Here is a 23,744-nt window from a genome sequence, read left to right as displayed (position 1 = left end):
TTAACAATTATGAAACTGAAATAAACTCAGTTTCTCATTTAATTTGATTCTGAAACAAGTTCATAATGATTTAACAATAAGGCATAAAAAAAGTCGAGCAAATGCCCGACTTAGAATTATCTTGAAATTTTGATTTTCTTTATTTTAGAATTGCCGCAACTCCTGGTAATTCTCTTCCTTCCAAAGATTCTAACATTGCTCCACCACCGGTAGAAACGTAGCTTACTTTGTCGTCGTAACCAAATTGTTTTACAAATGCAACAGAATCTCCACCACCAACTAATGAAAATGCACCGTTTTTAGTCGATTCTGCAATTGCATCACCTAAAGCGATTGTTCCTTTTGCAAAATTTGACATTTCGAAAACACCTAATGGACCATTCCACAAAATAGTTTTAGAATTATTGATCACTTCTGCAAAAACTTTAGAAGATTCTACACCAACATCCATTCCCATCCAACCGTCTGGAATTTCGTCCGAAGGAACAGTTTGCACATTAGCATCGTTGCTAAAATTATCTGCAATTACATTATCTACTGGCAAATACACATTTACATTGTGTTTTTTACATTCTTCTAAAATCTCTAATGCTAAATCTAATTTATCATTTTCTACTAATGAATTTCCTATTTTCCCGCCTTTTGCTTTTACAAAAGTGTAAGTCATTCCACCACCAATAATCAAGTTATCAATAACTGGTAAAATATTGTTGATAATCGTAATTTTAGATGATACTTTAGCACCTCCAAGTACTGCTGTTACAGGTTTTTCTCCATCAGTTAACACTTTGTTGATAGCTGTTAATTCTTGTTCCATTAACAAACCAAAAACTTTATTTTCTGGGAAAAATTCTGCGATAATTGCAGTCGAAGCATGTGCACGATGTGCAGTTCCGAAAGCGTCATTCACATAAATATCTCCAAATGCAGCCAATTGTTTCGCAAAATCTGAATCACCATTTTCTTCTTCGTTGTGAAAACGTACGTTTTCTAACAATAAAATTTGGCCTGGTTTTAGATTATTCACTTTTTGTTTTGCATCATCGCCAATTACATCATTCGCAACGATAACATCAACGCCAAGAATTTCAGAAATTTTAGAAGCAATATGTTTTAATGAATATTTATCGTTGAATTCGCCTTTTGGGCGTCCCAGATGACTCATTAAGATTACAGCGCCACCATCTTTCAATATTTTGTCTATCGTTGGTTTAGCAGCTCTTATACGTGTATCATCGGTAACATTTAAGTTTTCGTCTTGTGGGACATTGAAATCTACACGGATCAATGCTTTTTTATTTTCGAAATTGAAGTCGTTAATTGTTTTCATCGTTTATTTTGATTTTTTGAATTACACAAAAGTAATGAAACTTTCATTTTCGAGATCAAAATCATTCCATTCAATTTTCAATTTTCAACTATTAACAATTCATAAATATTATAATAGATTAATAATTTTTTAAAATTAAAAAAAAGAAAAATATGTTATTACTATTAGCACTGTTAATATGTGTATAACTAAAGTGAGATAAATTTTATTTAGTACCAATTAACAAGCTATTATTTGTAATTTTGTTTTGTAATGAAAGAGTTAGATATGCTATTAACAATTTGTGATTTTAGTTAATAAACAGCTTTTGTTAAAAAGAAGTTTTGTTAAAACTATTCATAACGATGTGTAAATCTTTCGTGCCAAAATGAAAAGTTTTACTTGACTTGTATTGATATTTTTCTAATTGCATTTTGAGATCAGAATTCCAAATTTTTCTATCGAAAACTTATTAGAATTATTCAGTCATCTTTTAACAAATTGTTAATCTTACTTAACATTTGATTTACAATTATTTAAACAAAAACAACAAAAACACCTGTTAATTAAATGAAAATTGCAATCGGAGCGGACCATGCTGGGTTCGATTATAAGGAGAAATTAGTACCCTTTTTAACAAGTCAAGGATTTGAGGTTGAGGATTTTGGAACGTTCTCAACAGCAAGTGTTGATTACCCTGATTTTGCACACCCAACGGCAAAAGCTGTGGAAGATGGAAAAGCAGATTTCGGAATTTTGGTTTGTGGTAGTGCGCAAGGCGTTACAATGACTGCAAATAAACACCAAGGAATTCGTGCTGCATTGTGCTGGATGACGGATATTGCCAAGTTATCTCGTCAACACAATAATGCAAATGTATTGACTTTGCCTGCGCGATTTATAGCGTATGAGTATGCAGAAGAAATTGTTACTACATTTTTGTCTACAGATTTTGAAGGTGGTCGTCACCAAACTCGCGTTGATAAAATTGCGTGTGCATATAATGGATAAATCTTAAATACATTATAGATAGAAAAGTCAATTCGATAAGAATTGACTTTTTTTTATTTTAAATTTTAAATAATATTGATAATTTTAGTTTAAATATTTAATTAAAAAGTATTATTATGATTTAAAATTAATTATTTATAAACCATTTTAATTTATAATATGTTTTTTTATTTTGACTTGATATAATTTTACACTCAGAATTTAATCAAACAAATTATTTAAAGATATTTAAGATGAGCAGAGCATTACTACTTAGAGAACAAGCAATTTCTTTTGTAAAAGAAGAGTTTACTAAATCATTACAAAAAGAGTTAAACATTATTCCAGTTTCAGGACCATTAGTTGTATTAGACGGAACAGGAATTAATGATGATTTGAATAGTATAGAAAGACCTGTAAAATTTCCGATAAAATCTTTGAATGATAAAAATGCGGTTGTTGTACATTCTTTGGCAAAATGGAAACGTATTAGGCTGAAAGAATTGGAGATAGAGCGTGGAGAAGGAATTATTACCGATATGCGTGCTTTGCGACCAGACGAGGATTATTCGCCAATACATTCTATTTATGTGGATCAATGGGATTGGGAAAAAGTAATTGCGACGGAAGATAGAAAATTAGATTATCTGCAAGAAACTGTAAAATCTATTTATAAAGTTATCCAAGAAACTGAACAAAAAGTTGAAGAAAAATATCCTGAAATAAAGGCGGTTTTACCAGAAGAAATTACATTTATTTCATCAGAAGATTTATTACAAAAATACCCAACATATTCTCCAAAAGAAAGAGAAAACGCAATTTGTAAAGAATTTGGAGCGGTTTTTATTTATGGAATTGGAGGAGAATTAACAAACGGAGAATTTCATGATGCTCGTGCGGCGGATTATGATGATTGGAGCACAGAGAATAGTGATGGTTTTAAAGGTCTTAACGGAGATATTTTGGTTTGGAATCCAGTCTTAGAATCAGCTTTTGAATTATCATCAATGGGAATTCGTGTAGATAAAACGGCTTTACTAAGACAATTAGAAATCAGAAGTTTATCAGACCGTAAAAACTTATTATTTCATACCATGTTATTAGAAGATCAGTTAACAGAATCTATCGGTGGTGGAATTGGACAATCTCGAATGACAATGTTTATGTTGAAATTGAAACATATTGGACAAGTACAACCAAGTATTTGGGACAAAGAAATAAAAGATCAATTAAAATTAGAAAGTATAGAATTATTATAAAAGCAAAAGCTGTTTCCTGAGAAACAGCTTTTTTTGTATTTTATATTGAAATTAACATTGTTTATAACTGTTGATAAAGGCTGTTAATTTATTTTAATTCAGATATTTACAATGTTTTTGAATTGTTTGTAACGAAGAAAGGTTTAACATACTTCTAAAATATTCTACTTTTTTAATTTTGGCTTAATTTTCGCAATAGATCAAAACATTGAAAATATAATCTTATCCTTTAAATAACATAGAATTACCTATAAATTGTTATTTTAGAGTAAGGATACATTATCTTTGCAACGGTTATGTTAGTTTATTAACATCTTATCAAGAGTTTTCAAAAATAATTTGATTATCAATTAATTAAGATGTATAATTATTAACTATTTATAAATCAATCTCCTTATATTAATGGAGATTTTGATACAATTCAAATTATGCCAAGACAAAATTTTAAAAATACAAAGGCGAAAAAAGACAAAAACATAACAAAGTTTACGAAGTCTATCATCGAAGTTTTATTTCAAAATCCAAATAAACCTTTAAACTATAAACAAATCGCATCAGCACTTAATTTAACCAATCGTATTGATGTTGAATTATTGATAAAAAATCTAAATGTCTTATTAGTAGACAAAAAGATTACCGAAGTAGAGCGTGGAAAATATAAAATAAATGCAACCAATGATTATATGATTGGGAAAGCAGATTTGACAGCTTCTGGTAACGCTTATGTTATGATTGATGGTTTAGAACAAGATGTTTTTGTACAAAAAGGAAAAACTAAAAATACACTGATGGGCGATACTGTTCGTGTGTATGTTTATCCAAAAAAGAGTAAAAATTCAACAAAAACAGAAGGTGAAATTGTTGAAATATTAGAACGTAACAAAACAGAGTTTACAGGTATTTTCGAATTAGGAAAGAATGGAAATTTCGGTTTTGTAACAATGCAAAATGGTAACCATGATTTCTTTGTTCCAAAAGAAAAATTTAATGATGCAAAACCAGGAGAAAAAGTTGTTGTTCGTTTAACAAATTGGCCAGAAGGTTCTAATTCACCATTCGGAGAAATTACCAAAGTTTTAGGAAATCCTGAAGATACAAGTGTAGAAATCAATTCAATTTTATTAGAATATGGTTTACCAGAAAAATTTCCGGAAGAAGTAGAAGAAGAGGCAAATAACTTAGACACATCTATTGATGAAAAAGAAGTTGCAAAACGCCGTGATATGCGAAATATAACCACTTTTACAATAGATCCGAAAGATGCTAAAGACTTTGATGATGCATTATCTATTCAGAAATTAGAAAACGGAAATTGGGAAATTGGGGTTCACATTGCAGATGTATCACATTACGTAAGACCAGGAACTTTGATAGAACAAGAAGCTTACAAACGCGCAACTTCTGTTTATTTAGTGGATAGAGTAGTACCAATGCTACCCGAAATTTTATCTAATGTAGCATGTTCTTTACGTCCAAATGAAGACAAATACACATTTTCTGGTGTTTTTGAATTAGATAATAATGCAAAAATTGTAAATACGTGGTTTGGTAGAACAGCAATACATTCTGATAGACGTTTTACATACGAAGAAGCACAGGCTATTATCGAAGGAGAAGATGGAGATTTTAAAGAAGAAATCTTAACATTAGATCGTTTAGCAAAATTGATGCGCGCAGAGCGTATGAATGTTGGTGCAGTTAATTTTGATAAAGTAGAAGTAAAATTCAATTTAGATGAAGAACACAATCCAACTGGAATTTATTTCAAAATAGGAAAAGATTCTAATAAATTGATTGAAGAGTTTATGTTGCTTTGTAACAAAAAAGTTTCAGAATTTATTAGTTTAGATAAACACGGAAAAGACAATGACAACACTTACATTTACCGTGTTCACGATGATCCAAATCCAGATAAATTAATTGATCTTAAAAACTTTATTCGTCAATTTGGGTACGAATTACAAGTAGGTGATAGAAAAACAACTATTCAATCGATGAATAAATTGTTGGCAGATGTAAAAGGAAAACCAGAAGAAAATATGGTAGAAACTTTATCTATGCGCACAATGGCAAAAGCTAAGTATACAACCGATAATATTGGACATTATGGCTTAGCATTTGATTATTATACGCATTTTACATCGCCAATTCGTCGTTATCCAGATATAATTGCACATCGTTTGCTACAAGATTATTTAGATGGTAAAAAATCGCCAGATTCATCTATTTACGAAGACAAAGCAAAACATGCATCTTCTCGCGAAAAAATTGCAGCAGAAGCAGAGCGTGAATCAATAAAATACATGCAAGTAAAATATATGGAACAGTTTGTTGGACAGACGTTTGATGCATTTATTACAGGTGTACAAGACTATGGTATTTTCGTGGAAATTCCAGAAACTCGTTGCGAAGGATTAATACGTTCACGCGCAATGACGGGTGATCATTACTACTTTGACGATAAAAATCATGCATTAGTAGGAAAAAGAACTGGAATTAAGTACCAATTGGGTAGCCCAGTTAAAATCAAAGTTTTAAATGCAGATTTGATTAAGAAGCAATTAGATTTTGAATTAGTTGATGCCTAATTTTTCATAATTTAGACTTATCTTGCAGACCTTATTTAAGTTATGGATATAATTTTTTCGGCCATACTAATAGGTTTCTTATTAAGTACAATACTAATTGGACCTGTATTTTTTTTGTTGATAGAAACCAGTTTACGCAGAAGTTGGAAAACCGCTGTAGTGCTAGATTTAGGTGTTATTGCAGCAGATATTTTATGTATAGCTGCGGCATATTTTGGAAGTAAAGATTTCACAGATTATGTGACCAATCATCCCAAATTTTATCGCATCTATATTATAGGTGGTTTCTTTGTTTTGATTTATGGAATTTTTATGTATTTCTCTAAACCAAAGCTACATATAGAGAGCGAAGCAGGTTTTGTAAGCAATAATTATCTCCGAACATTTGTCAATGGATTTATTATGAATTTATTGAATATTGGAGTCATTGTTTTTTGGTTTGTAATTGTATCTTCAGTTATGATTCAATATCCAAAACCAAGCGATTTCTTATTGTATATGGGCGTTGTATTAGGAACTTATTTTGGAATAGATTTAATTAAAATCTTTTTAGCAGGTAAACTTCAGAAAAGATTTACAGATCAAAAAGTATTTTTAGTACGAAAAGGAGTTGGAATCTGTCTATTGATTTTTGGATTGATTATTATCTTAAAAGGTTTCGGATTTTTTAAGGAAATAGACAAAAAAATAGAAAATCAACTTATTAATCAAGAACAAACAAATTAGAAAATATAAAAGCTCATCTATTGGATGAGCTTTTTTTGTGATTTATAATATTGTCTATTTTACATGAAATGTGTTATAGATATTTTAAGGGTAAAAAATACTCAATAATAAACCCATAAAACGTCTAAAATTTTGGGTGTAGTTTATAGAGATTGTTAACTATTGGGTTGATTATTTAATAGTTAATTAATTTTTTTGTAACTCTATAAATAAATAATAAATAGAGATAATAATGAGAACTCCACCAATAATAAAGCCTCCTATTATTCTATTATAACTTAATAAATTAAAACCATCTTTTAAATAATCTAGTTTATTGTCTCTTTCAACTAAATATTTAGGTTTAGATTTTCGTTTTTTATAATAAGGATAATAAAAAAGAAATGAAATTAATAATATAGAACTCCCCATTAGAAGACCTATTAAGCCTTGTTCTAAAAATTCGTTAATAATTATCATAGTTATTACTTACTTATTTTCTTCATATTATTTTATATTTTCAAGAGTTTCGCTTTTTTCATTTTGCTCAATTAAATGAAGAGTTAACTCTTCAACCTTTTGAAGTAGAAGATTATTTATTTCATCTAACTATAAACCTATTTGCTTAATTTCTTTTGTAGAAGGTAAATCTGGTAAATGATAATTTTGTTCTGTAAATGATTTAATTTAGTCTACGATGATGTTTTTTATCTTTAAAAATACTCTGAAAAGTGTATTTTACCGTTGAATGAGGATATTCAAATCAGACAAAATTTAAGCAGTATTTTATAACCGATTTACAATTTGTTGATAAACATCTTCTGCGCTCAAATTTTGAAAATAATCGTAATTTTCAAACTCTTTCGGATCTTTTCCGAAGATAGAAGTTGGTCGGCATTTCATTTCTTCATCCTGAATCACATCATTCATAGATTGTCCATAACCTAAAAAACCAGCAAATGGATGAGTTCCGCCCCAAATAGAAATGGTTCTTGTTCCCATTAACGAGGCTAAATGCATATTGGCACTGTCCATAGAAATCATAATTTGAAGTTTAGAAATAGCTTCTAATTCTTCTTCGAATTTCATTGTTCCAGCCAATGATTTTATATTAGAATCCAACTTTTCCCAGCTTTTTAATTCCTCTATCTCAGCTTTTCCTCCACCAAATAAGTAAACTTTGTAACCATCTTTTGCTAATTTAGTTGCTACAATTTTCATTTTCTCCAACGGATACATTTTACTTGTAAATGCTGCAAAAGGAGCTATTCCAATTGTATTTTTTTCTTTTTCTGATTTTGCTTGTATTTTGTGTGATAAGCTTGCTTTTAAACCTAATTTGCGTAAGACATCTGCATAGCGCTCGGTTGTTAATTTTAATTGCTTAAACACTCTATTTTGTTGTTTAACCAACGCTTTTTTCTCCGCACGACCTTTGTCTAAAGTTGCAGTTTTAGTTCCGTCTAATTTAAACAAAGCAGTTACAACTTTTGTTCTAATGACGTTATGTAAATCTGCAACATAGTCAAAATTATACTTTTTTAAAGTTTTGTAGAGATGATATAGCCCAAAAATGCCTTTATAATTATTGTTTAAATCAATCGGAATAAAGTTAATTTGTGGAAATTGGCGAAAAATAGTTTCCATAAATGGACGCGAAGCAACATATACATCCACATCAGGATTTTGTTCGATAAATTCTTGTAAAACAGGAGCTATCATTGTAACATCACCCAATGCTGAGAAACGTAAAATTAAAAGTCTTTTTTTATTCGGTGTCGGCATTGTGTTGATTATTTATTTCTTTTGCAACCATTTTCATTTGTTTCTCAAACTCTTGTTTTGAAGCTTCAAAATATTGATCAGAATTTTCGGCGAGTTTAGCAATTTTTCGCAATGATTTTCGATCACTTTTGATAAAAATTTCACCTATTTTTGATGCATCTTCATAGGAAAATCCATATTTCAGTAAAATTTGACGTCCAACATAAACAGACGAGAAGAAGTTTTCGCGGTAAACTTCATTCAAACCATCTTTTAAATAATTATAAGCATAACTTCTATTTTTTGCTCGTACAAATATTTCTAAATGAGGAAAGTTTTTACGAAGAATAGTAACCAATTTTTGGTTAATTTCGGGTGGATCTAAAGCTGCAACAAAATATTTTGCATTCTCTACACCAGCCGATTTTAGTAAGTTTATATTGGTCGCATCACCATAAAAAACATTAAAACCTTGTTTACGCATTTTTTCTACGCGTTCGCTATCATTATCTAAAACAATTGACTTGATTCCAGAACTTTTCAGAACACGGCTTATTGTGTTTCCAAAATCTCCAAAACCTGCAATTATTATTTGTCCATCAGCAGAATTTGGATTGATTTTATCATTTTCGACAATCTGTTCTACCTTTCTTTTTACACCAAAATGTTTTAAAATTAATTTCTCATTCAATACCAAAAGTAAAGGAGTAATAACCATTGTAATTGCTGTTGTAGCCAGCATCAAATCATACCATTCTTTATTTAAAATATCTAAATTTTTAGTTAAAGATAGAATCACAAATGCAAACTCTCCAACTTGCGATAACAAGAGAATAAAGAGCATTTTTTGGTCGAAATTGAATTTATGTTTGATTCCGATTAATAATAAAACCAATGATTTTATTAACATGATTCCGAATGTTAATCCAAGAATCATCAATGGTTTTTCACCAATTAATTTGAAATTAATGGTAGAGCCTACCGCAATAAAAAATATACCTAATAAAAGTGATTTAAAAGGCTCTATATCACTTTCTAATTGATGTTTATATTCGTTATTTGCCAAGACAACTCCTGCGATAAAAGCTCCCAAAGCGGGCGATATTCCTACTTTTTGCATTAAAATAGAAACTCCAATTACCAAAAGTAGCGCAGATGCTGTAAATATTTCTCGAACTTGTAATTGTCCAACGTATTTAAAATAAGGTGTAATAATATATCGGGCTATAAAATAAATAAGTGTAATAGCTCCAACAATTACCAAGGTTTTCATGAATGCAGGTCCACCAACTAAAAGACTTTTGGAGTCATCGCCAATGGATTGAATTAAAGAATCTCCAACCAATAACGGAATAATTGCTAAAATTGGAATAACCATTATGTCTTGAAAAAGCAAAACGGAGAAAGTAGATTTTCCGATACCAGTTTTGGTTAATCCTTTTTCGTTTAACGTTTGCATAATAATTGCGGTAGAAGACATTGTAATTGCAAAAGCAATAGAAAGAGCACGAGGAAAATTCATTTCTAAAGCAAATACGCCGATTAGAGTTGCGATGAGAATTGTCCCAAGAACTTGCATTCCACCAAGGTTGATGATTTTACTTTTCATCTTCCAGAATTCCTTCGGATCTAGCTCTAAACCAACTAGAAAAAGCATCATAACAACACCAAATTCGGTGGCGTGCATAATATCTGTTCCATCATTACCTACAAATTTTAGTACATAAGGACCAATTAAAACACCAGCAATAAGGTAACCTAAGACGGAACCCATTCCTAATTTTTTAGAAATAGGTACGCAGATTACGGCAGAAAATAAAAAGATAAAGGCTTGTCCTAAAAAGTCGTTCATTTTGTTTTAGGTTGATTGATAAAGTTAATTAAACACTTTATGAATTGTTTTGTTTTGATTGAAAAGCGATCGCATAAAATTTAAATTGTTTTACCATTGCTAATAATCCATTTGCACGAGTTGGTGATAAAAATTCAGATAAACCAATTTCGTTGATAAAATTTGTATCCGACTCTAAAATATCTTTTGGTGTTTGATGATTATACATTCTTACCAATAATGCGGCAATACCTTTAGGTAAAATAGCGTTAGAATCAGCTTTAAATTCTATTACTCCATCATTTAATTCAGCATCTAACCAAACCGAAGATTGACAACCTTTTATAATTTTGTCGTCTGTTTTTTCTTCTTCTGGTAAACTATCCAAACTTTTACCTAATTCTATTAAATATTCGTAACGTTGTTCCCAATCATCAAAAAATGAGAATTCGTCTACTATTTCGTTTTGAATTTCTTTAATTGTCATGTAGCAAAGTTAGAAAGATTTTGAAAGTTAAACCTTAAAAATAGTCGTTAAACTGCTCAATACTTTTAGATTTCTTATTTTTGTTCATTCATAAAATCAATTCAACTAAAATGAAATATATTTTCATTGTTAATCCTAATTCTGGAAACGCAAAACACGAGATTACGTTAGATTTTTTACAATCGAAGTTTCAACCAACAGATAAAATTGTTTTGAAAGAAACAAAGTATCAATTTCATGCAAAAGAATTGGTGAGAGAAGCGATTTTAGAACATGCAGATGTTGTTGTGGCTTGTGGTGGAGATGGTACAATAAACGAAGTTGCGAGTGCTTTAGTAAATACCAAAATTCCATTAGGTATTATTCCTGCTGGATCTGGAAATGGTTTAGCGACGAATCTTGCTATTCCAAAAGATATAAACAAAGCAATAGAAATTATTCAAACAAAAGAAATACAAACAATAGACGCTGGTAGAGTAGAGGAAAACTATTTTTTTAGCAATCTTGGTTTTGGAATTGATGCTTCGGTTATACAAGCTTATGAGGAAAAGCAAAAACGTACATTTACGGGCTACATGGATGCATCTGTAAAAACGTTGTTAAATTATAAATCAAAATTATTTCGACTTTATATAGATGGTGCTATAATCGAGAAAAATTTTTATTATTTATTTTGTTCAAATTCCAATATAGCCGGTTATGGTATTTCTTTTACGCCAAATGCTGATTTGGCTGATGGAGAATTGGATTTGTTGATGATAGAAGATCTTGATGTTTTTGAACAGTTTTATTTTTCTGTACTTGTTTTAGCCAAAAAGATTGATATAATGGAAAAGGCGAGATATAGAAAAATTAAGAAATTTTCGATTGAAAGTTTAGATAACGAGCCAATATCGTATCAACTTGATGGTGAATTTCAGACGACAAATTTACTTAAAGTAAAAGTTGAAGTTGTTCCAAATGCATTAAAAATCATCTATTAATTAACACTATATTTTTCTTTATATCAATTAATTATGTAGTTATTAACCATGTTATAAACTATTTGTTAATTAGCTATTTTATTCGTTTTTACTATAATATACTTGTGTTTCGTTGTAACTTTGATTAAAATTTTAGAACAATGAATACGCCTTATAAAATCTTAGCAATAGATTCTAATCACGAATGTCTAAATACAGGTTTACGTGATGCTGGTTTTATTGTTGATGAGGATTATACTTCGTCAAAAGAAATCATCGAAGAAAAAATAGCAGAATATGATGGCATGATTGTTAGAAGTCGTTTTCCGATTGATAAAGCTTTTTTAACAAAGGCAAATAATCTGAAATTTATTGGTAGAGTAGGAGCGGGCTTAGAAAATATTGACGAAGATTTTGCCGCGCAACAAAATATTACGTTGTTTAATTCTCCCGAAGGTAATCGCGATTCTGTTGGTGAACACGCAATAGGAATGTTGTTGATGTTGATGCATCATTTACGTAGAGCAGACAACGAAGTTCGTAATGGAATTTGGAAACGCGAAGAAAATCGTGGCGATGAATTAAAAGGTAAAACAGTCGGGATTATAGGTTACGGAAATATGGGAAATGCTTTTGCAAAACGCTTACAAGGTTTTGATGTTGATGTGATTTATTATGATATTTTACCAAATAAAGGCAACCAATATGCGACGCAAGTTTCGTTAGAAGAGTTTTTTCAGCGTGCCGAAATTGTAAGTTTGCATACGCCACAAACACCAGAAACTTCGAAAATGATAAACGCTCAGTTTATACATAATTTTCAACATTCTTTTTATTTTGTAAATACGGCTCGAGGAAAATCAGTTGTAACAAAGGATTTGGTAAATGCGATGAAAACGGGTAAAGTTTTAGGAGCTGCTTTAGATGTTTTAGAATTTGAAAAATCTAGTTTTGAGAAATTAATTGTATCAGATTTACCAGAAGAATTTCAGTATTTGATTCAAGCAGAAAATGTTGTTTTAGCGCCTCATATTGCAGGTTGGACACATCAAAGTAAAATAAAACTTGCAGAATTTATCCGAGATAAAATAATTGCTTGGTCAAAAGCAAATTAAAAATAGACTAAAAGTAAAAGGTTCCAATATAAAATTGGAACCTTTTTTATTTTGTAAGTTTTTTGTAGAGTTTATACAAAATAACTGCTATCATAGTTACCAATACGATTTGAACTATAATCCATAAAATTAAATTAGATGTAGAACCGTCCGAATTTGATAGCATAATATACTCATGTGTTAATGTAATGCTAAATTATTAAATAAATTTAACATTTCGTTAATAAAGCTAATATTTTTTTTGATTGTTTTTTCAAATGTGATTACTTAACACAAATCAATAGAAATTTTTATTGTGTTTAGTATCTTTGAATAAAATATTAAACAATGGATTATCAAATATTTAAATCAGATACAAGAGGTGGAGCTAATCATGGTTGGTTAAATACACGCCATTCATATAGTTTTTCAAATTATTATGATGCAAATCGTATTCATTTTGGAGCTTTACGTGTTGTTAATGATGATATTATTACAGGAGGAGTAGGTTTTGGAAAACATCCACACGATAATATGGAAATTATTACAATTCCTACAAAAGGAGGAATTTCTCATGAAGATTCTATGGGAAACGGATCTATTATAGAGTCTGGAGATGTACAAATGATGAGTGCTGGTACGGGAGTTTTTCATAGCGAGATGAATGCTTATGAAAATCAAGAAGGACATTTTTTTCAGATTTGGATTATTCCAAATAAACAAAATGTAGAACCTCGTTATCAACAAATTTCTGTTCGTGAAGTAGCTAAAGAAAATGAATTGTATCAAGTTCTTTCGCCAAATCCTGATGATCAAGGTGTATGGGTTTATCAAGATGCTTGGATTTTCTTAGGAAATTATTCAGAAGATAAACTAGAAACATATAAAGTACAAAAAGAAGGAAATGGTGTTTTCTTTATGGTTGTAGAAGGAGAAGTTGAGTTTGAAGGAAATAAATTAGATCGTCGCGATGTGATTGAAATTACAAATGCAAATGAGTTTTCTTTTAAAGTTTCTAAAAATTCACGTTTAATGTTGATTGAAGTCCCAATGAATTTCTAAATTTGGGAAACAATCAACCTAAATATGAAAAAGTTCGGACAAAGCTTTTTACAATTATTATTTTCTCGCTTAGAATTTTTAAGGAATCCTAAGGCAAGCAAATTTTTACTACAAAGCATTCCTCTGTGGATTGCATCTTGTATTGTAGGATGTATAGCAGTTTTATATGCTCAGATTCTACATTTTGGAGAAGAAGTTTTTTTATTGTTTTATAAAAATAACAGGGCATGGGTTTTTATTCTTGCACCTGTTTTTTTCTTTTTATCATTTATATCTGTTCGTTATTTTGCAAAATATTCTAACGCAAGTGGAATTCCGCAAGTTATGGCAGCTCTGGTTTTACCAAAAAAGAAATCTAAAATTATAAACGAGTTACTGAGTATTCGTATTATTATCGTAAAAATTATTAGTAGTTTTTTTATGTCGCTTGGAGGCGGAGTTGTTGGTAGAGAAGGACCAACAATACAAATTGCGGCATCTATTTTACATGTAACGAACCGGATTCTTCCAAAATCTTGGCCAAAAATTTCAGATAAATTAATGATAATTACTGGTGGAGCTGCAGGTCTTGCAGCGGCTTTTAATACACCACTTGGAGGAATTGTTTTTGCAATAGAAGAATTAACCAAAAATCATTTAAAATATCTTCGAACAACTGTTTTTTCATCTGTAATTATTGCTGGTTTTACTGCTCAATCTTTGTTAGGACCTTATTTGGTTTTTGGTTTTCCACAAGTAGATTCGGATGGTTTTCATTTCTTTATGATTTTGTTATTGGTTACATTTTTGTGTGGAATATTTGGTGCTTATTTCGGTAAAATTGCTTTTGCTGTTAATCGTTTTAAAAAGAAATTAAAACCAAAGCAACAATTTGCATTAGGTTTTGTTTTGGTCATGTTATTTGCAACAATTGTTTTTTATACCAATAAAGATAGTGTAGGAGCAGGTAATTTATTATTGGATAGATTATTATTTGAGTCTGATAAAACAGTAGAATGGTATACCGTTCCAGCACGATTATTTAACGGAATTATTTCATTTACAAACGGAGGTGCAGGTGGAATTTTTGCTCCAGCTCTAAGTTTTGGAGGTTCTATTGGGGCATTATTTGGTGAATTTTTCACCTTACAGCCCAAACAAACCAATATGTTGGTAATGATTGGTATGGTTGCTTTTTTAACAGCTTTTACGCGATCACCATTTACCTGCGCTATTTTAGTTTTAGAAATGACAGATCGCCATTCTGTTATTTTTTATTTATTAGTTGCTGCTTGGGGTTCTAATTTGATTGCGACATTAATTGATTCAAAATCATTTTATGAGAAAACTTCAGAAGTGATTGTCAAAGAATTAAATCCAAATAATCCTCAAAATAATTCCAATTCAATATAAGTATTTAGTATATTTACTCCTTGTAAAATCACAAACATAAACTGCTTAATCAAAAGAATATGAAACGTTTATTAATCATTGCTTCAATAGCTTTTATGATTTTTAGTTGTAAAAATGATAACATCGAAATAGATTCTAGTTCTGCACAAACATTTAGCGAAACTGTAGATCAGATTTCGAAAGCGTTACCTGTTTTGCAACAAGATAAATTTAAAGAAGCATTGCAAATAATTTACGAATACAAAACAAGTCAAACAAGCGATAATGATTCGCGTTGGGCTGCTGTTCGTACAATGTTAGATGGTAAAAACGTTGGAGAAATATTTGATTTAGCTGAAAAAGTTGCACTAGAAAATAAGTTTACTTGGAACAGAAATCAAGTTCCTTTAGCCAATGGAATTCCAAAAGCAGGATCTATTACACCGATTGAAGAAACGCCATCAGAGCCAACAACTAATGTACAGCGATTTGATTTTAGTATAAAACAAGACGAAACGGGAGTATCTATTTCTCCATTTTTTTATAATTCAGAAGGTCAAGAAATTCAGTTAGAACAGCCAGTTACAGCAACTATAGAAGTTTTTAATTCGGGTAATATTGTACATAGTTTTCGATCTACAATTGATCCTAATTCTATGGATGACTTGTATCGTAAGAATGCAATCAGTTTTAAATATTCTTCTTTAGACGCATCTAAAATTAAGAATGATCGGTTAGATGTTTTGATTAGAATTCCTAATTCTGAACGTTATTTAACTAATAGAAAAGCGATAAAAGTTCCTGTTGAATTGATTGGTGGAGCTTCTGAAGTTTCAGATTCTACAACTGTTTCTTCGCCTGCTATTGTAAGTAAAGAAGCTGGAATGGTAAAGTCTTTGTCGAATCGATTTATGACAAATATTTCCAAGAAGAATTATTCGGGTGCTTTTGCTTTAACACGTAGTGGAGAATGGTCAACCTATCAAAAATTTTCTGGAGATGATGCAATCAAAGTTCTAGAGCAGTCGTCTATTAAAGATTCTAAAGTTTTGGATGCAGATGAAAAAGTTGCTTTAGTTGAAGTAAATGTAAACTTGAAAGATCAATCATCTAAAACCTATCAAGTAACTTTAGAGAAGATTAATAATAAATGGTTTGTCGTTAATTTTAAATAATTTCATAAACTAGTTTTCATAAAAAAAGCGTTCAGATTCTGAACGCTTTTTTAGTATTTATCGAGTAAAAAATGATTATTGACCAGCTTCTTTAGCAGCGTCTGCTTTCATTTTTTCGTTTGCAGTAATTGCAATTTCTACACGACGGTTTTGAGCGCGTCCTGCTTCAGTTGAATTGTCAGCAATTGGTTCTTCCAAACCTTTACCTTGTGATGTTAAACGAGATGCAGAAATACCTTTAGAAACTAAATAGTTTTTTACAGATAATGCACGTTTTTGAGATAATGGTAAGTTGTATGCCTGTGATCCTTTGTTGTCTGTGTGTCCAACAATTAATAAATTAGTATCTGGATATTCTTTAAAAACTTCTACCAATTTATCTAGATTAGCTTTTGCAGTAGGTGTTAAACCATCTTTGTTGTATTCGAAAGTTACGCGAGAGTTTTCGTCTAAAATTAAGTTAATACCTTCTTCTGTACGAACAACTTCTGCACCTGGTAAAACTTGCTCAATTTTTTGCGCTTGTTTATCCATTTTGTTTCCAATAACACCACCAGCAGCACCACCAACAGCAGCACCAATAACAGCTCCTAAAGCAGTATTACCACCTTTTCCGATATTGTTACCTAAGATACCTCCAATAACACCACCAGCAACCGCACCAATACCAGCACCTTTCTGTGTGTTATTTGCGTTTTGAACTGCAGTACAAGAAGACATAATAAATGAACCTCCTAAGATAATCGCTGCAACTTTAGTATTTATTTTTTTCATAATTTCTGAGTTTATAGTTTGATTTGATTAACGTTGAAAAGAATAAACAATTTGTACTATTTTACCATTTGCATTTACATCTTGTACTAAACGCATAGAGTTTGTATCAACTTGATCTACTCTCAACTTATATCCAGCTGTATTTTGTTTTGCTTTGATACCTGTAACATCTTTAAATGTAAAATATGTTTCCGAACCATCTTGTGTTAAGTTCCAGATAATATTTGCAGTTCCTTGTGGACAATCTGCTCCAGCACTGTTAAAAGTATAAGTTCCTTTTTTATTATTTTGAACTAAATTCCATGTAGAACCTTCATAACATTCCGGAGAAGCCATATCAAATACACGTGCTACTTTTTCGTTTACACGTACATTTCCTTCAACTTGATTATTTGCTAAACCTTGATAATCTACATTTGTTAAAGTCCATGCACCACGAACTTCTTTTCCTGTATTAATTTCTTGTTTTGCAACTGTTGTCGATGCACAAGAACTTAATAAAGCAGTTGCGCAAATACCAAATAATAAAATACTTTTTTTCATAGCTTTCTATCTTATTTATTACATTTTTAGTTTAAAAATCGGGCTTCATAAATTAATTTTAAGCAATAATTTCAAAAAAACAATAGTACAGCTTATTTTAAGTCTAAATCTATGCTTAAATAGCTTTATATTAATTTTGAATCTTAATTGTATAAATTAATGAAGAATATTCTCCTGTTTTCTTTGCTTTCATGTTAGATTGTATTCCAACTCGAATTGCATTTAAAAAACCTAATTTATTACCCTTGTATTTTTCTGAAAGTAGACTCACATAAAATGCATCTAATTTCATCGGATGTACAGATTCAATTTTCATACCAAAGTTGTTAAAAAGTCTGCGCATACTATCTTCTGTAAAATGCCAAAGATGACGAGGAACATCGTAAGCCGCCCATTTTTCACCATAATATTTTGCATCATACGACTGATGATTTGGAACAGCAATTATTAAAGTTCCATTTTCTGTCAAATGATTTTTTAACTGTTCTATTATTTCATTCAGATTCGGAATATGTTCTAAAACATGCCAAAGTGTAATGACATCAAATTTTTCATTTATCTGTTCTAGTTCTGTAGAAACAACTTTGTCTTTTCCTATTTTTGATTGAGCAATTTTTCTGGCAGAATCATTTGGTTCCATTCCCAAAACATCATAACCATTTTTTTGCATAAATTCTAAGTAGTCGCCAACGCCACAACCATAATCCAAAATCTTTTTACCATTTGCTATTTTATTAATCAACTCTAATTTATTATTTAGATTAATTGATTTTGCAATTTGATAAAATCTTTCGAAAACAGATTTTTTACCATCTGTGTGCGAAATATAATTTTCGCTTTCGTAATACTTTTCTAAATTTTCGATAGGCTGGGGGAGAGTATACAAAACTCCCGTTTTAGAATCTTCGTATAATTCGAAGTTTTCTCCTGTCAAAAAATAATCTTTTAAATCTAATTTCTTCTTACCAAAAAATCCTTCTTTTGAAGGATTTTCTTGATATGTTTCACGTGGAACATTTTCCATTTTATCTACCCATGTAAATTAATAATACACTAATATCTGCTGGCGAAACACCACTTATTCTTGATGCTTGCGCTACAGTTGCAGGTCGTAATTTTGTCATTTTTTGACGCGCTTCTATCGACATCGAAACTAACAAATTATAATCAATATTTGTTGGTATTTTTAAATTTTCTAATCGATGAAGTTTATCTGCGTTTTGTTGTTCTTTCTTGATGTAGCCTTTGTATTTGATTTGAATTTCGGTTTGTTCCAATTCTTCAACATCATATTTATTTTCTTCAACAAATTCTTTTACACGAGGTAATTTTGTGAAATCAGCTAATTTTAATTCAGGACGAGAAATAACCGCAATCATTTTATTTGGTTGTTTTAATGGTGTTCCTTCTCGCTCTTCAATAACTTCATTTATCTCTTTTGGTTGAACAGAGTTTTCTTCGAAATAGTTGATTAATTTTTCTGCTTTGTCAAATTTTTCTTCCATTCTTCTCAAACGATCTTCCGATGCTAAACCAATATCAAAAGCTTTTCTTGTTAATCGTTCGTCAGCATTATCTTGTCTTAATAGAATACGATATTCTGCACGAGAAGTAAACATACGATAAGGTTCTTCTGTTCCTTTTGTGATTAAATCATCTATCAAAACACCAATATATGCTTCGTTACGATTTAGGATTAAAGGTTCTTTTTCTTGAATTTTTAATGCTGCATTAATACCAGCCATTAATCCTTGAGAAGCCGCTTCTTCATATCCTGTTGTTCCGTTAATTTGTCCAGCGCAATATAAATTGTCAATTATTTTGGTTTCTAATGTGTGTTTTAATTGTGTTGGCGGAAAGAAATCATATTCGATTGCATAACCAGGACGTAAGATTTTTGCATGTTCAAAACCAGGAACTGTACGTAAAGCTCTTGCTTGAATATCGTCTGGTAATGATGTTGAAAATCCATTAATATAGAATTCCATCGTATTCCAACCTTCTGGTTCTGCAAAAATTTGATGACGATCTTTGTCTGCAAAACGATTAATTTTATCTTCAATAGAAGGACAATATCTTGGTCCTGTAGATTGAATTGTTCCATTAAACATTGGCGAACGATCGAAACCTTCTCGTAACAAATCGTGTACTTCTTGGTTGGTATATGTAATCCAACAAGAGCGTTGTTTTGTTAATTTTGGTGTATTTGTATAAGAGAATTTTGACGGATTTTCATCTCCTGGTTGTTCGACCATTTTAGAATAATCAATAGAGCGACCATCTACACGTGGAGGAGTTCCTGTTTTCATTCGTCCAGCTTCAAAACCTAATTCTACTAACTGTTCTGTTATTCCGTAAGCAGCAGATTCGCCCATACGTCCACCACCAAATTGTTTTTCTCCGATGTGGATTAAACCATTTAGAAAAGTACCATTTGTAAGCACGACAGATTTAGAACGAATTCTCATTCCCATTGCTGTAACAACTCCACAAACTTTTCCATTTTCGATGATTAAGCTTTTTACCATGTCTTGAAAGAAGTCAACATTTTCTGTTCTTTCTAACGATAAACGCCATTCTTCTGCAAAACGCATTCGGTCTGATTGTGCGCGAGGCGACCACATTGCAGGACCTTTTGATTGATTCAACATCTTGAATTGAATCATTGTTTTATCTGTGATGATACCTGAGTATCCACCTAATGCATCAATTTCTCGAACAATTTGTCCTTTTGCAATTCCTCCCATAGCAGGATTACAAGACATTTGTCCGATCATTTGTAAGTTCATCGTAACAAGAAGCGTTTTTGCTCCTAAATTGGCTGCTGCGGCTGTTGCTTCTGCGCCAGCGTGTCCACCACCAACTACAATTACATCATATTCTGATTGAAATATCATTTGATTTTAAACTTATTTTTGATTTAAAATAATAAATGTTCCACGTGGAACATTATGAATTTAGTAAACTAAATGTTCCTAAATAGTAATCTTCTTTCGAAGTCATTAATTCTTTCTCTTCAGGTTCTTTGTCTAAATAACCAGCGAAATGTAATGTTCCATGAATAATAACACGCGCTAATTCATTTTCAAAAGAAACATTATTTTGAGTTGAATTGTCTTTAATTCTTTCGATACTAATAAAAATATCGCCCATTAATTGATCGTCTTCAGAATTATCAAAACCGATAACATCTGTATAATAATCGTGATCTAAATATTGACGATTAATTTGAAGTAAGTATTCATCATCACAGAAAATATAGTTTAATTCTTCTATCGTTTTTCCTTCATTCTTCATACTTTCTACGATCCAATCTATCCAAATTTGAGCATCTTTTATCTCAAATTCTGTTTCGTAAAATAATTCTATCATTGTTCTAAAACCAGTAACCTAAACTTAAATTAAATAATCCTTTTTTTGTGTAAGGTGAATAACTCCAGATAAAATTTATTGGTCCCAAGGGACTATCATATCCGTATGTCATACCATATCCGAGATATTTGTAATCTGTTAAACTCAATTGTTCAAATCTGTTTTCTAAATTAGCAATATTCATAAATAAACTTGCATAGTGGTTTTTCAGTATTTTGGCTTGTAAATACGACCCAAAAATCAACTGATTATTGCCAATTGCTGTACCAAATGGCAAGCCATAGAACTTTGTATTATTGAGAAAATCTTGTTCAACATATCCTCCTAAGAAAAACTTTTGAGGCATTGTTACGTTATCGTTAAAAAAGGTTCCAAAGTTAGCAGTAAATCTGTAACTTAGGAAATTATTTAACGGAAAATTTGCTTCTAAACTTCCTTCTAATAAGTAGTTGTTTTCAAATCCATCTACATTTGAATCAAAAAGATACTTAAAACTAGCATCAAATTTTAAACCACTTCTCGCATAGTTCGCATTGTTACGATTATCGGCTTTTATATATCCATAACCTTTCCAATAAAAACCTTCGGTTTTAGAAGGGAAACCTGTGTTATTGTCTTCAATAAAATTATTTGTAAATATTTTAATGTATTGATGTTCTAAACCTATACCAATTGCATATTTTTCTTTTAGCGTAGATTGTATATAGATTTGATTAATATATTCTCGAAAATTAAAGTTCACTTTTTTGTAAATCATGTCTTCATTATAGATATTTCGAAGATCGATTTCTTTGTCAAAATAATGAGAAAATGAATTGAAACCTATGCTTGGGAAATATCCGTTATCGATGAAAAAATTGACATTATATCGCGCATAATCTCCTACGACAACATCGGCAGAAAGAATAGAGTTTTTAAGAAATAAGTTTTTTGAAGTAAAGTTCAAAAGTAATCCTGTTTTGAATAAATCATCATAATGCAAGCCAAAACGAATGGATTGTTTGGTTTTATTTTCTTCTACATTTAAGGTCAAAAGGTTTTCATTTTCGTCTAATTCTGAAATTTTATAGGTAATATTATTGAAGTTTCCAGAAGCATAAAGTCGACTAATTCCTGTTTTTAAATCATCGTATTTTATCAATTCGGGCGTTCTAATTCCTAATTTTCCTTCGATATAATTATCATTAAAACTTTTTAATCCTTCCACTTTTATATCTTTTACCAAAACATAGTCATCTAATTTTATTTCGTTTCGTGATTTATTGAAGGCGTTTTGTTTTTTAGCAATTTCTTTTAATTGATCGAAAACTTTATCTGCAGCAACTACACCTTTTTGGTAAATAGAATCTACATCATCAAAACTTGTAACAGAATAATCTTTTAGAGATGGTTTAATCATCAAATCGACCATTTTTTTCTGCTCATTCGTCTTCTTCACGATACTCATTGTCATAATTTGACTTAGAATATCAATGGCAGAATTTAATTCATCTCTATTTTGTAAACCATCTCCCAACTCGACTCCAATTATAATATCAGCGCCCATTTCTTTGACTTCTTTTACGGGAAAATTATTTACAACACCGCCATCTACATATAACTTTCCATCAATTTCTACAGGATCTAACATCGTAGGATAAGCACCCGAAGCCAAAACAACTCGAGGTAAAAATCCTGATCGGAAAACTTTTTCTTCTCCAGTTTCAATATTCGTTCCGATACAAACAAAAGGCGTAGGAAGTTTGTTGAAATCATCAATATCATGTACCGGACGAAATAAATAAGTCAATAAATCTAATGGTCCTTGTCCTTTGGAAATTGCATTCGGAATGGTTAATTTGAAGTTATCAAAAGGCAATTCTAAGATGTATTTTTCTTTGTACGATTTATCAAAAAAAGGAATTTCTGCACGATCTTTATTCTGAGTTATAAGAGAAGAAATATCCAATTGATGCATAATTTTCTCTAACTCATCTGGTGTATAACCAGCCGCATATAAACCACCAATTATAGCGCCCATACTTGTTCCGCCAATGTAATCAATCTTGATTCCTGCTTCTTCAATCTTCTTCAAAGCACCAACATGTGCATAGCCTTTTGCGCCACCACCACTCAAAACAACACCAACTTTGAGACGTGTAGAATCATTTTTGGTTTGTTGAGCAAATGAAAATGCTGAAAGTAAAACGATAAAAGCAAAAAGACTGCGCATAAATAGGTTTATATTGTGGAATAAAGATAAAGATTTTAGGGCTTAGTTTTTTTTAAATTTTTGAATTTTGATGGAATAATTAAGTACTAAAAGAACAATTATTAAAATTAAAATAATAAAACTTCCCAAAGGCTCTGTTCCAAATATTGATGAAATAAATGTAGAGGCATAAATGATTCCTAAAAATATAACAGGAACTAATGAGATGATTAGAAACAAATACAATAAAAATTTCATCAGATTAAG

20 protein-coding genes are annotated in these 23,744 nt (G+C 30.7%); 9 read left to right on the top strand and 11 right to left on the bottom strand.

Going from position 1 to position 23,744, the window contains the following annotated elements; all coding sequences use genetic code 11:
• Positions 1 to 139 precede the first annotated feature (139 nt).
• Entirely contained in the window at positions 140 to 1,330 is a 1,191-nt protein-coding gene (locus RSC72_RS00790; protein WP_332543305.1) for a phosphoglycerate kinase, read from the bottom strand.
• A gap of 549 nt (positions 1,331 to 1,879) precedes the next feature.
• On the opposite strand from RSC72_RS00790, the gene rpiB reads away from it, so the two are divergent.
• From rpiB to RSC72_RS00770, 4 genes are all read left to right on the top strand, one after another.
• A complete protein-coding gene (gene rpiB / locus RSC72_RS00785; protein ID WP_332543304.1) occupies positions 1,880 to 2,320 on the top strand; it encodes a ribose 5-phosphate isomerase B in 441 nt (146 codons plus the stop codon).
• A gap of 233 nt (positions 2,321 to 2,553) precedes the next feature.
• Positions 2,554 to 3,558 (top strand): aspartate--ammonia ligase, encoded by a 1,005-nt coding sequence (gene asnA, locus RSC72_RS00780; protein WP_332543303.1) that lies wholly within the window; start codon positions 2,554 to 2,556, stop codon positions 3,556 to 3,558.
• 428 nt (positions 3,559 to 3,986) lie between these two features.
• Positions 3,987 to 6,146 (top strand): ribonuclease R, encoded by a 2,160-nt coding sequence (gene rnr / locus RSC72_RS00775; protein WP_332543302.1) that lies wholly within the window; start codon positions 3,987 to 3,989, stop codon positions 6,144 to 6,146.
• A 42-nt stretch (positions 6,147 to 6,188) separates the two neighbouring features.
• Positions 6,189 to 6,872, top strand: coding sequence for a LysE family translocator (locus tag RSC72_RS00770; protein ID WP_332543301.1), 684 nt, complete (start codon positions 6,189 to 6,191; stop codon positions 6,870 to 6,872).
• A 186-nt stretch (positions 6,873 to 7,058) separates the two neighbouring features.
• Here RSC72_RS00770 and RSC72_RS00765 read toward each other — a convergent pair whose 3' ends face one another.
• From RSC72_RS00765 to RSC72_RS00750, 4 genes are all read right to left on the bottom strand, one after another.
• Complete coding sequence (locus tag RSC72_RS00765; protein ID WP_332543299.1) at positions 7,059 to 7,331, bottom strand: hypothetical protein; 273 nt, start codon at positions 7,329 to 7,331, stop codon at positions 7,059 to 7,061.
• A gap of 306 nt (positions 7,332 to 7,637) precedes the next feature.
• Positions 7,638 to 8,636, bottom strand: coding sequence for a glycosyltransferase family 9 protein (locus tag RSC72_RS00760; protein WP_332543297.1), 999 nt, complete (start codon positions 8,634 to 8,636; stop codon positions 7,638 to 7,640).
• Positions 8,620 to 10,467, bottom strand: a complete 1,848-nt coding sequence (locus RSC72_RS00755; RefSeq protein WP_332543296.1) for a monovalent cation:proton antiporter-2 (CPA2) family protein — start codon at positions 10,465 to 10,467, stop codon at positions 8,620 to 8,622. The genes RSC72_RS00760 and RSC72_RS00755 overlap by 17 nt, the downstream gene beginning before the upstream one ends.
• 37 nt (positions 10,468 to 10,504) lie before the next feature.
• Complete coding sequence (locus RSC72_RS00750) at positions 10,505 to 10,933, bottom strand: SufE family protein (RefSeq protein ID WP_332543295.1); 429 nt, start codon at positions 10,931 to 10,933, stop codon at positions 10,505 to 10,507.
• A 110-nt stretch (positions 10,934 to 11,043) separates the two neighbouring features.
• Between RSC72_RS00750 and RSC72_RS00745 the strand changes: the two genes are divergently transcribed.
• The 5 genes from RSC72_RS00745 (at position 11,044) to RSC72_RS00725 (ending at position 16,597) form a co-directional block, all read left to right on the top strand.
• A complete protein-coding gene (locus RSC72_RS00745) occupies positions 11,044 to 11,916 on the top strand; it encodes a diacylglycerol/lipid kinase family protein (protein WP_332543294.1) in 873 nt (290 codons plus the stop codon).
• Positions 11,917 to 12,056: 140 nt separating this feature from the next.
• Positions 12,057 to 13,010, top strand: coding sequence for a 2-hydroxyacid dehydrogenase (locus tag RSC72_RS00740; RefSeq protein WP_332543293.1), 954 nt, complete (start codon positions 12,057 to 12,059; stop codon positions 13,008 to 13,010).
• A 327-nt stretch (positions 13,011 to 13,337) separates the two neighbouring features.
• Positions 13,338 to 14,051 (top strand): pirin family protein, encoded by a 714-nt coding sequence (locus RSC72_RS00735; RefSeq protein ID WP_332543291.1) that lies wholly within the window; start codon positions 13,338 to 13,340, stop codon positions 14,049 to 14,051.
• Between the two features lie 24 nt (positions 14,052 to 14,075).
• Complete coding sequence (locus RSC72_RS00730; protein WP_332543289.1) at positions 14,076 to 15,443, top strand: chloride channel protein; 1,368 nt, start codon at positions 14,076 to 14,078, stop codon at positions 15,441 to 15,443.
• A gap of 59 nt (positions 15,444 to 15,502) precedes the next feature.
• Positions 15,503 to 16,597: a hypothetical protein gene (locus RSC72_RS00725; RefSeq protein WP_332543287.1), complete on the top strand. Its 1,095-nt coding sequence runs from the start codon at positions 15,503 to 15,505 to the stop codon at positions 16,595 to 16,597.
• 75 nt (positions 16,598 to 16,672) lie between these two features.
• Here the strand turns inward: RSC72_RS00725 and RSC72_RS00720 are convergent, their stop codons facing one another.
• From RSC72_RS00720 to RSC72_RS00695, 6 genes are all read right to left on the bottom strand, one after another.
• The gene (locus RSC72_RS00720; protein WP_332543286.1) at positions 16,673 to 17,371 is read right to left on the bottom strand and encodes an OmpA family protein; all 699 of its coding nucleotides are present in this window, start codon (positions 17,369 to 17,371) and stop codon (positions 16,673 to 16,675) included.
• A gap of 27 nt (positions 17,372 to 17,398) precedes the next feature.
• Complete coding sequence (locus RSC72_RS00715) at positions 17,399 to 17,914, bottom strand: hypothetical protein (protein WP_332543284.1); 516 nt, start codon at positions 17,912 to 17,914, stop codon at positions 17,399 to 17,401.
• Positions 17,915 to 18,044: 130 nt separating this feature from the next.
• Positions 18,045 to 18,938 carry a class I SAM-dependent methyltransferase gene (locus RSC72_RS00710; RefSeq protein WP_332543283.1) on the bottom strand — a complete coding sequence of 298 codons (894 nt, stop codon included), beginning with the start codon at positions 18,936 to 18,938 and terminating at the stop codon, positions 18,045 to 18,047.
• Between the two features lies 1 nt (position 18,939).
• Complete coding sequence (gene mnmG, locus RSC72_RS00705) at positions 18,940 to 20,811, bottom strand: tRNA uridine-5-carboxymethylaminomethyl(34) synthesis enzyme MnmG (protein ID WP_332543282.1); 1,872 nt, start codon at positions 20,809 to 20,811, stop codon at positions 18,940 to 18,942.
• A gap of 52 nt (positions 20,812 to 20,863) precedes the next feature.
• The gene (ybeY, locus tag RSC72_RS00700) at positions 20,864 to 21,286 is read right to left on the bottom strand and encodes an rRNA maturation RNase YbeY (protein WP_332543280.1); all 423 of its coding nucleotides are present in this window, start codon (positions 21,284 to 21,286) and stop codon (positions 20,864 to 20,866) included.
• 4 nt (positions 21,287 to 21,290) lie between these two features.
• Entirely contained in the window at positions 21,291 to 23,498 is a 2,208-nt protein-coding gene (locus RSC72_RS00695) for a patatin-like phospholipase family protein (RefSeq protein ID WP_332543278.1), read from the bottom strand.
• Between the last annotated feature and the right edge of the window lie 246 nt (positions 23,499 to 23,744).

The sequence above is a fragment of the Algoriella sp. genome (genome assembly GCF_036647415.1).
Classification (GTDB): Bacteria; Bacteroidota; Bacteroidia; order Flavobacteriales; family Weeksellaceae; genus Empedobacter.
The sequence above is the reverse complement of the archived record's forward strand: the minus strand, read 5'-3'. Positions and strand labels throughout refer to the sequence as shown.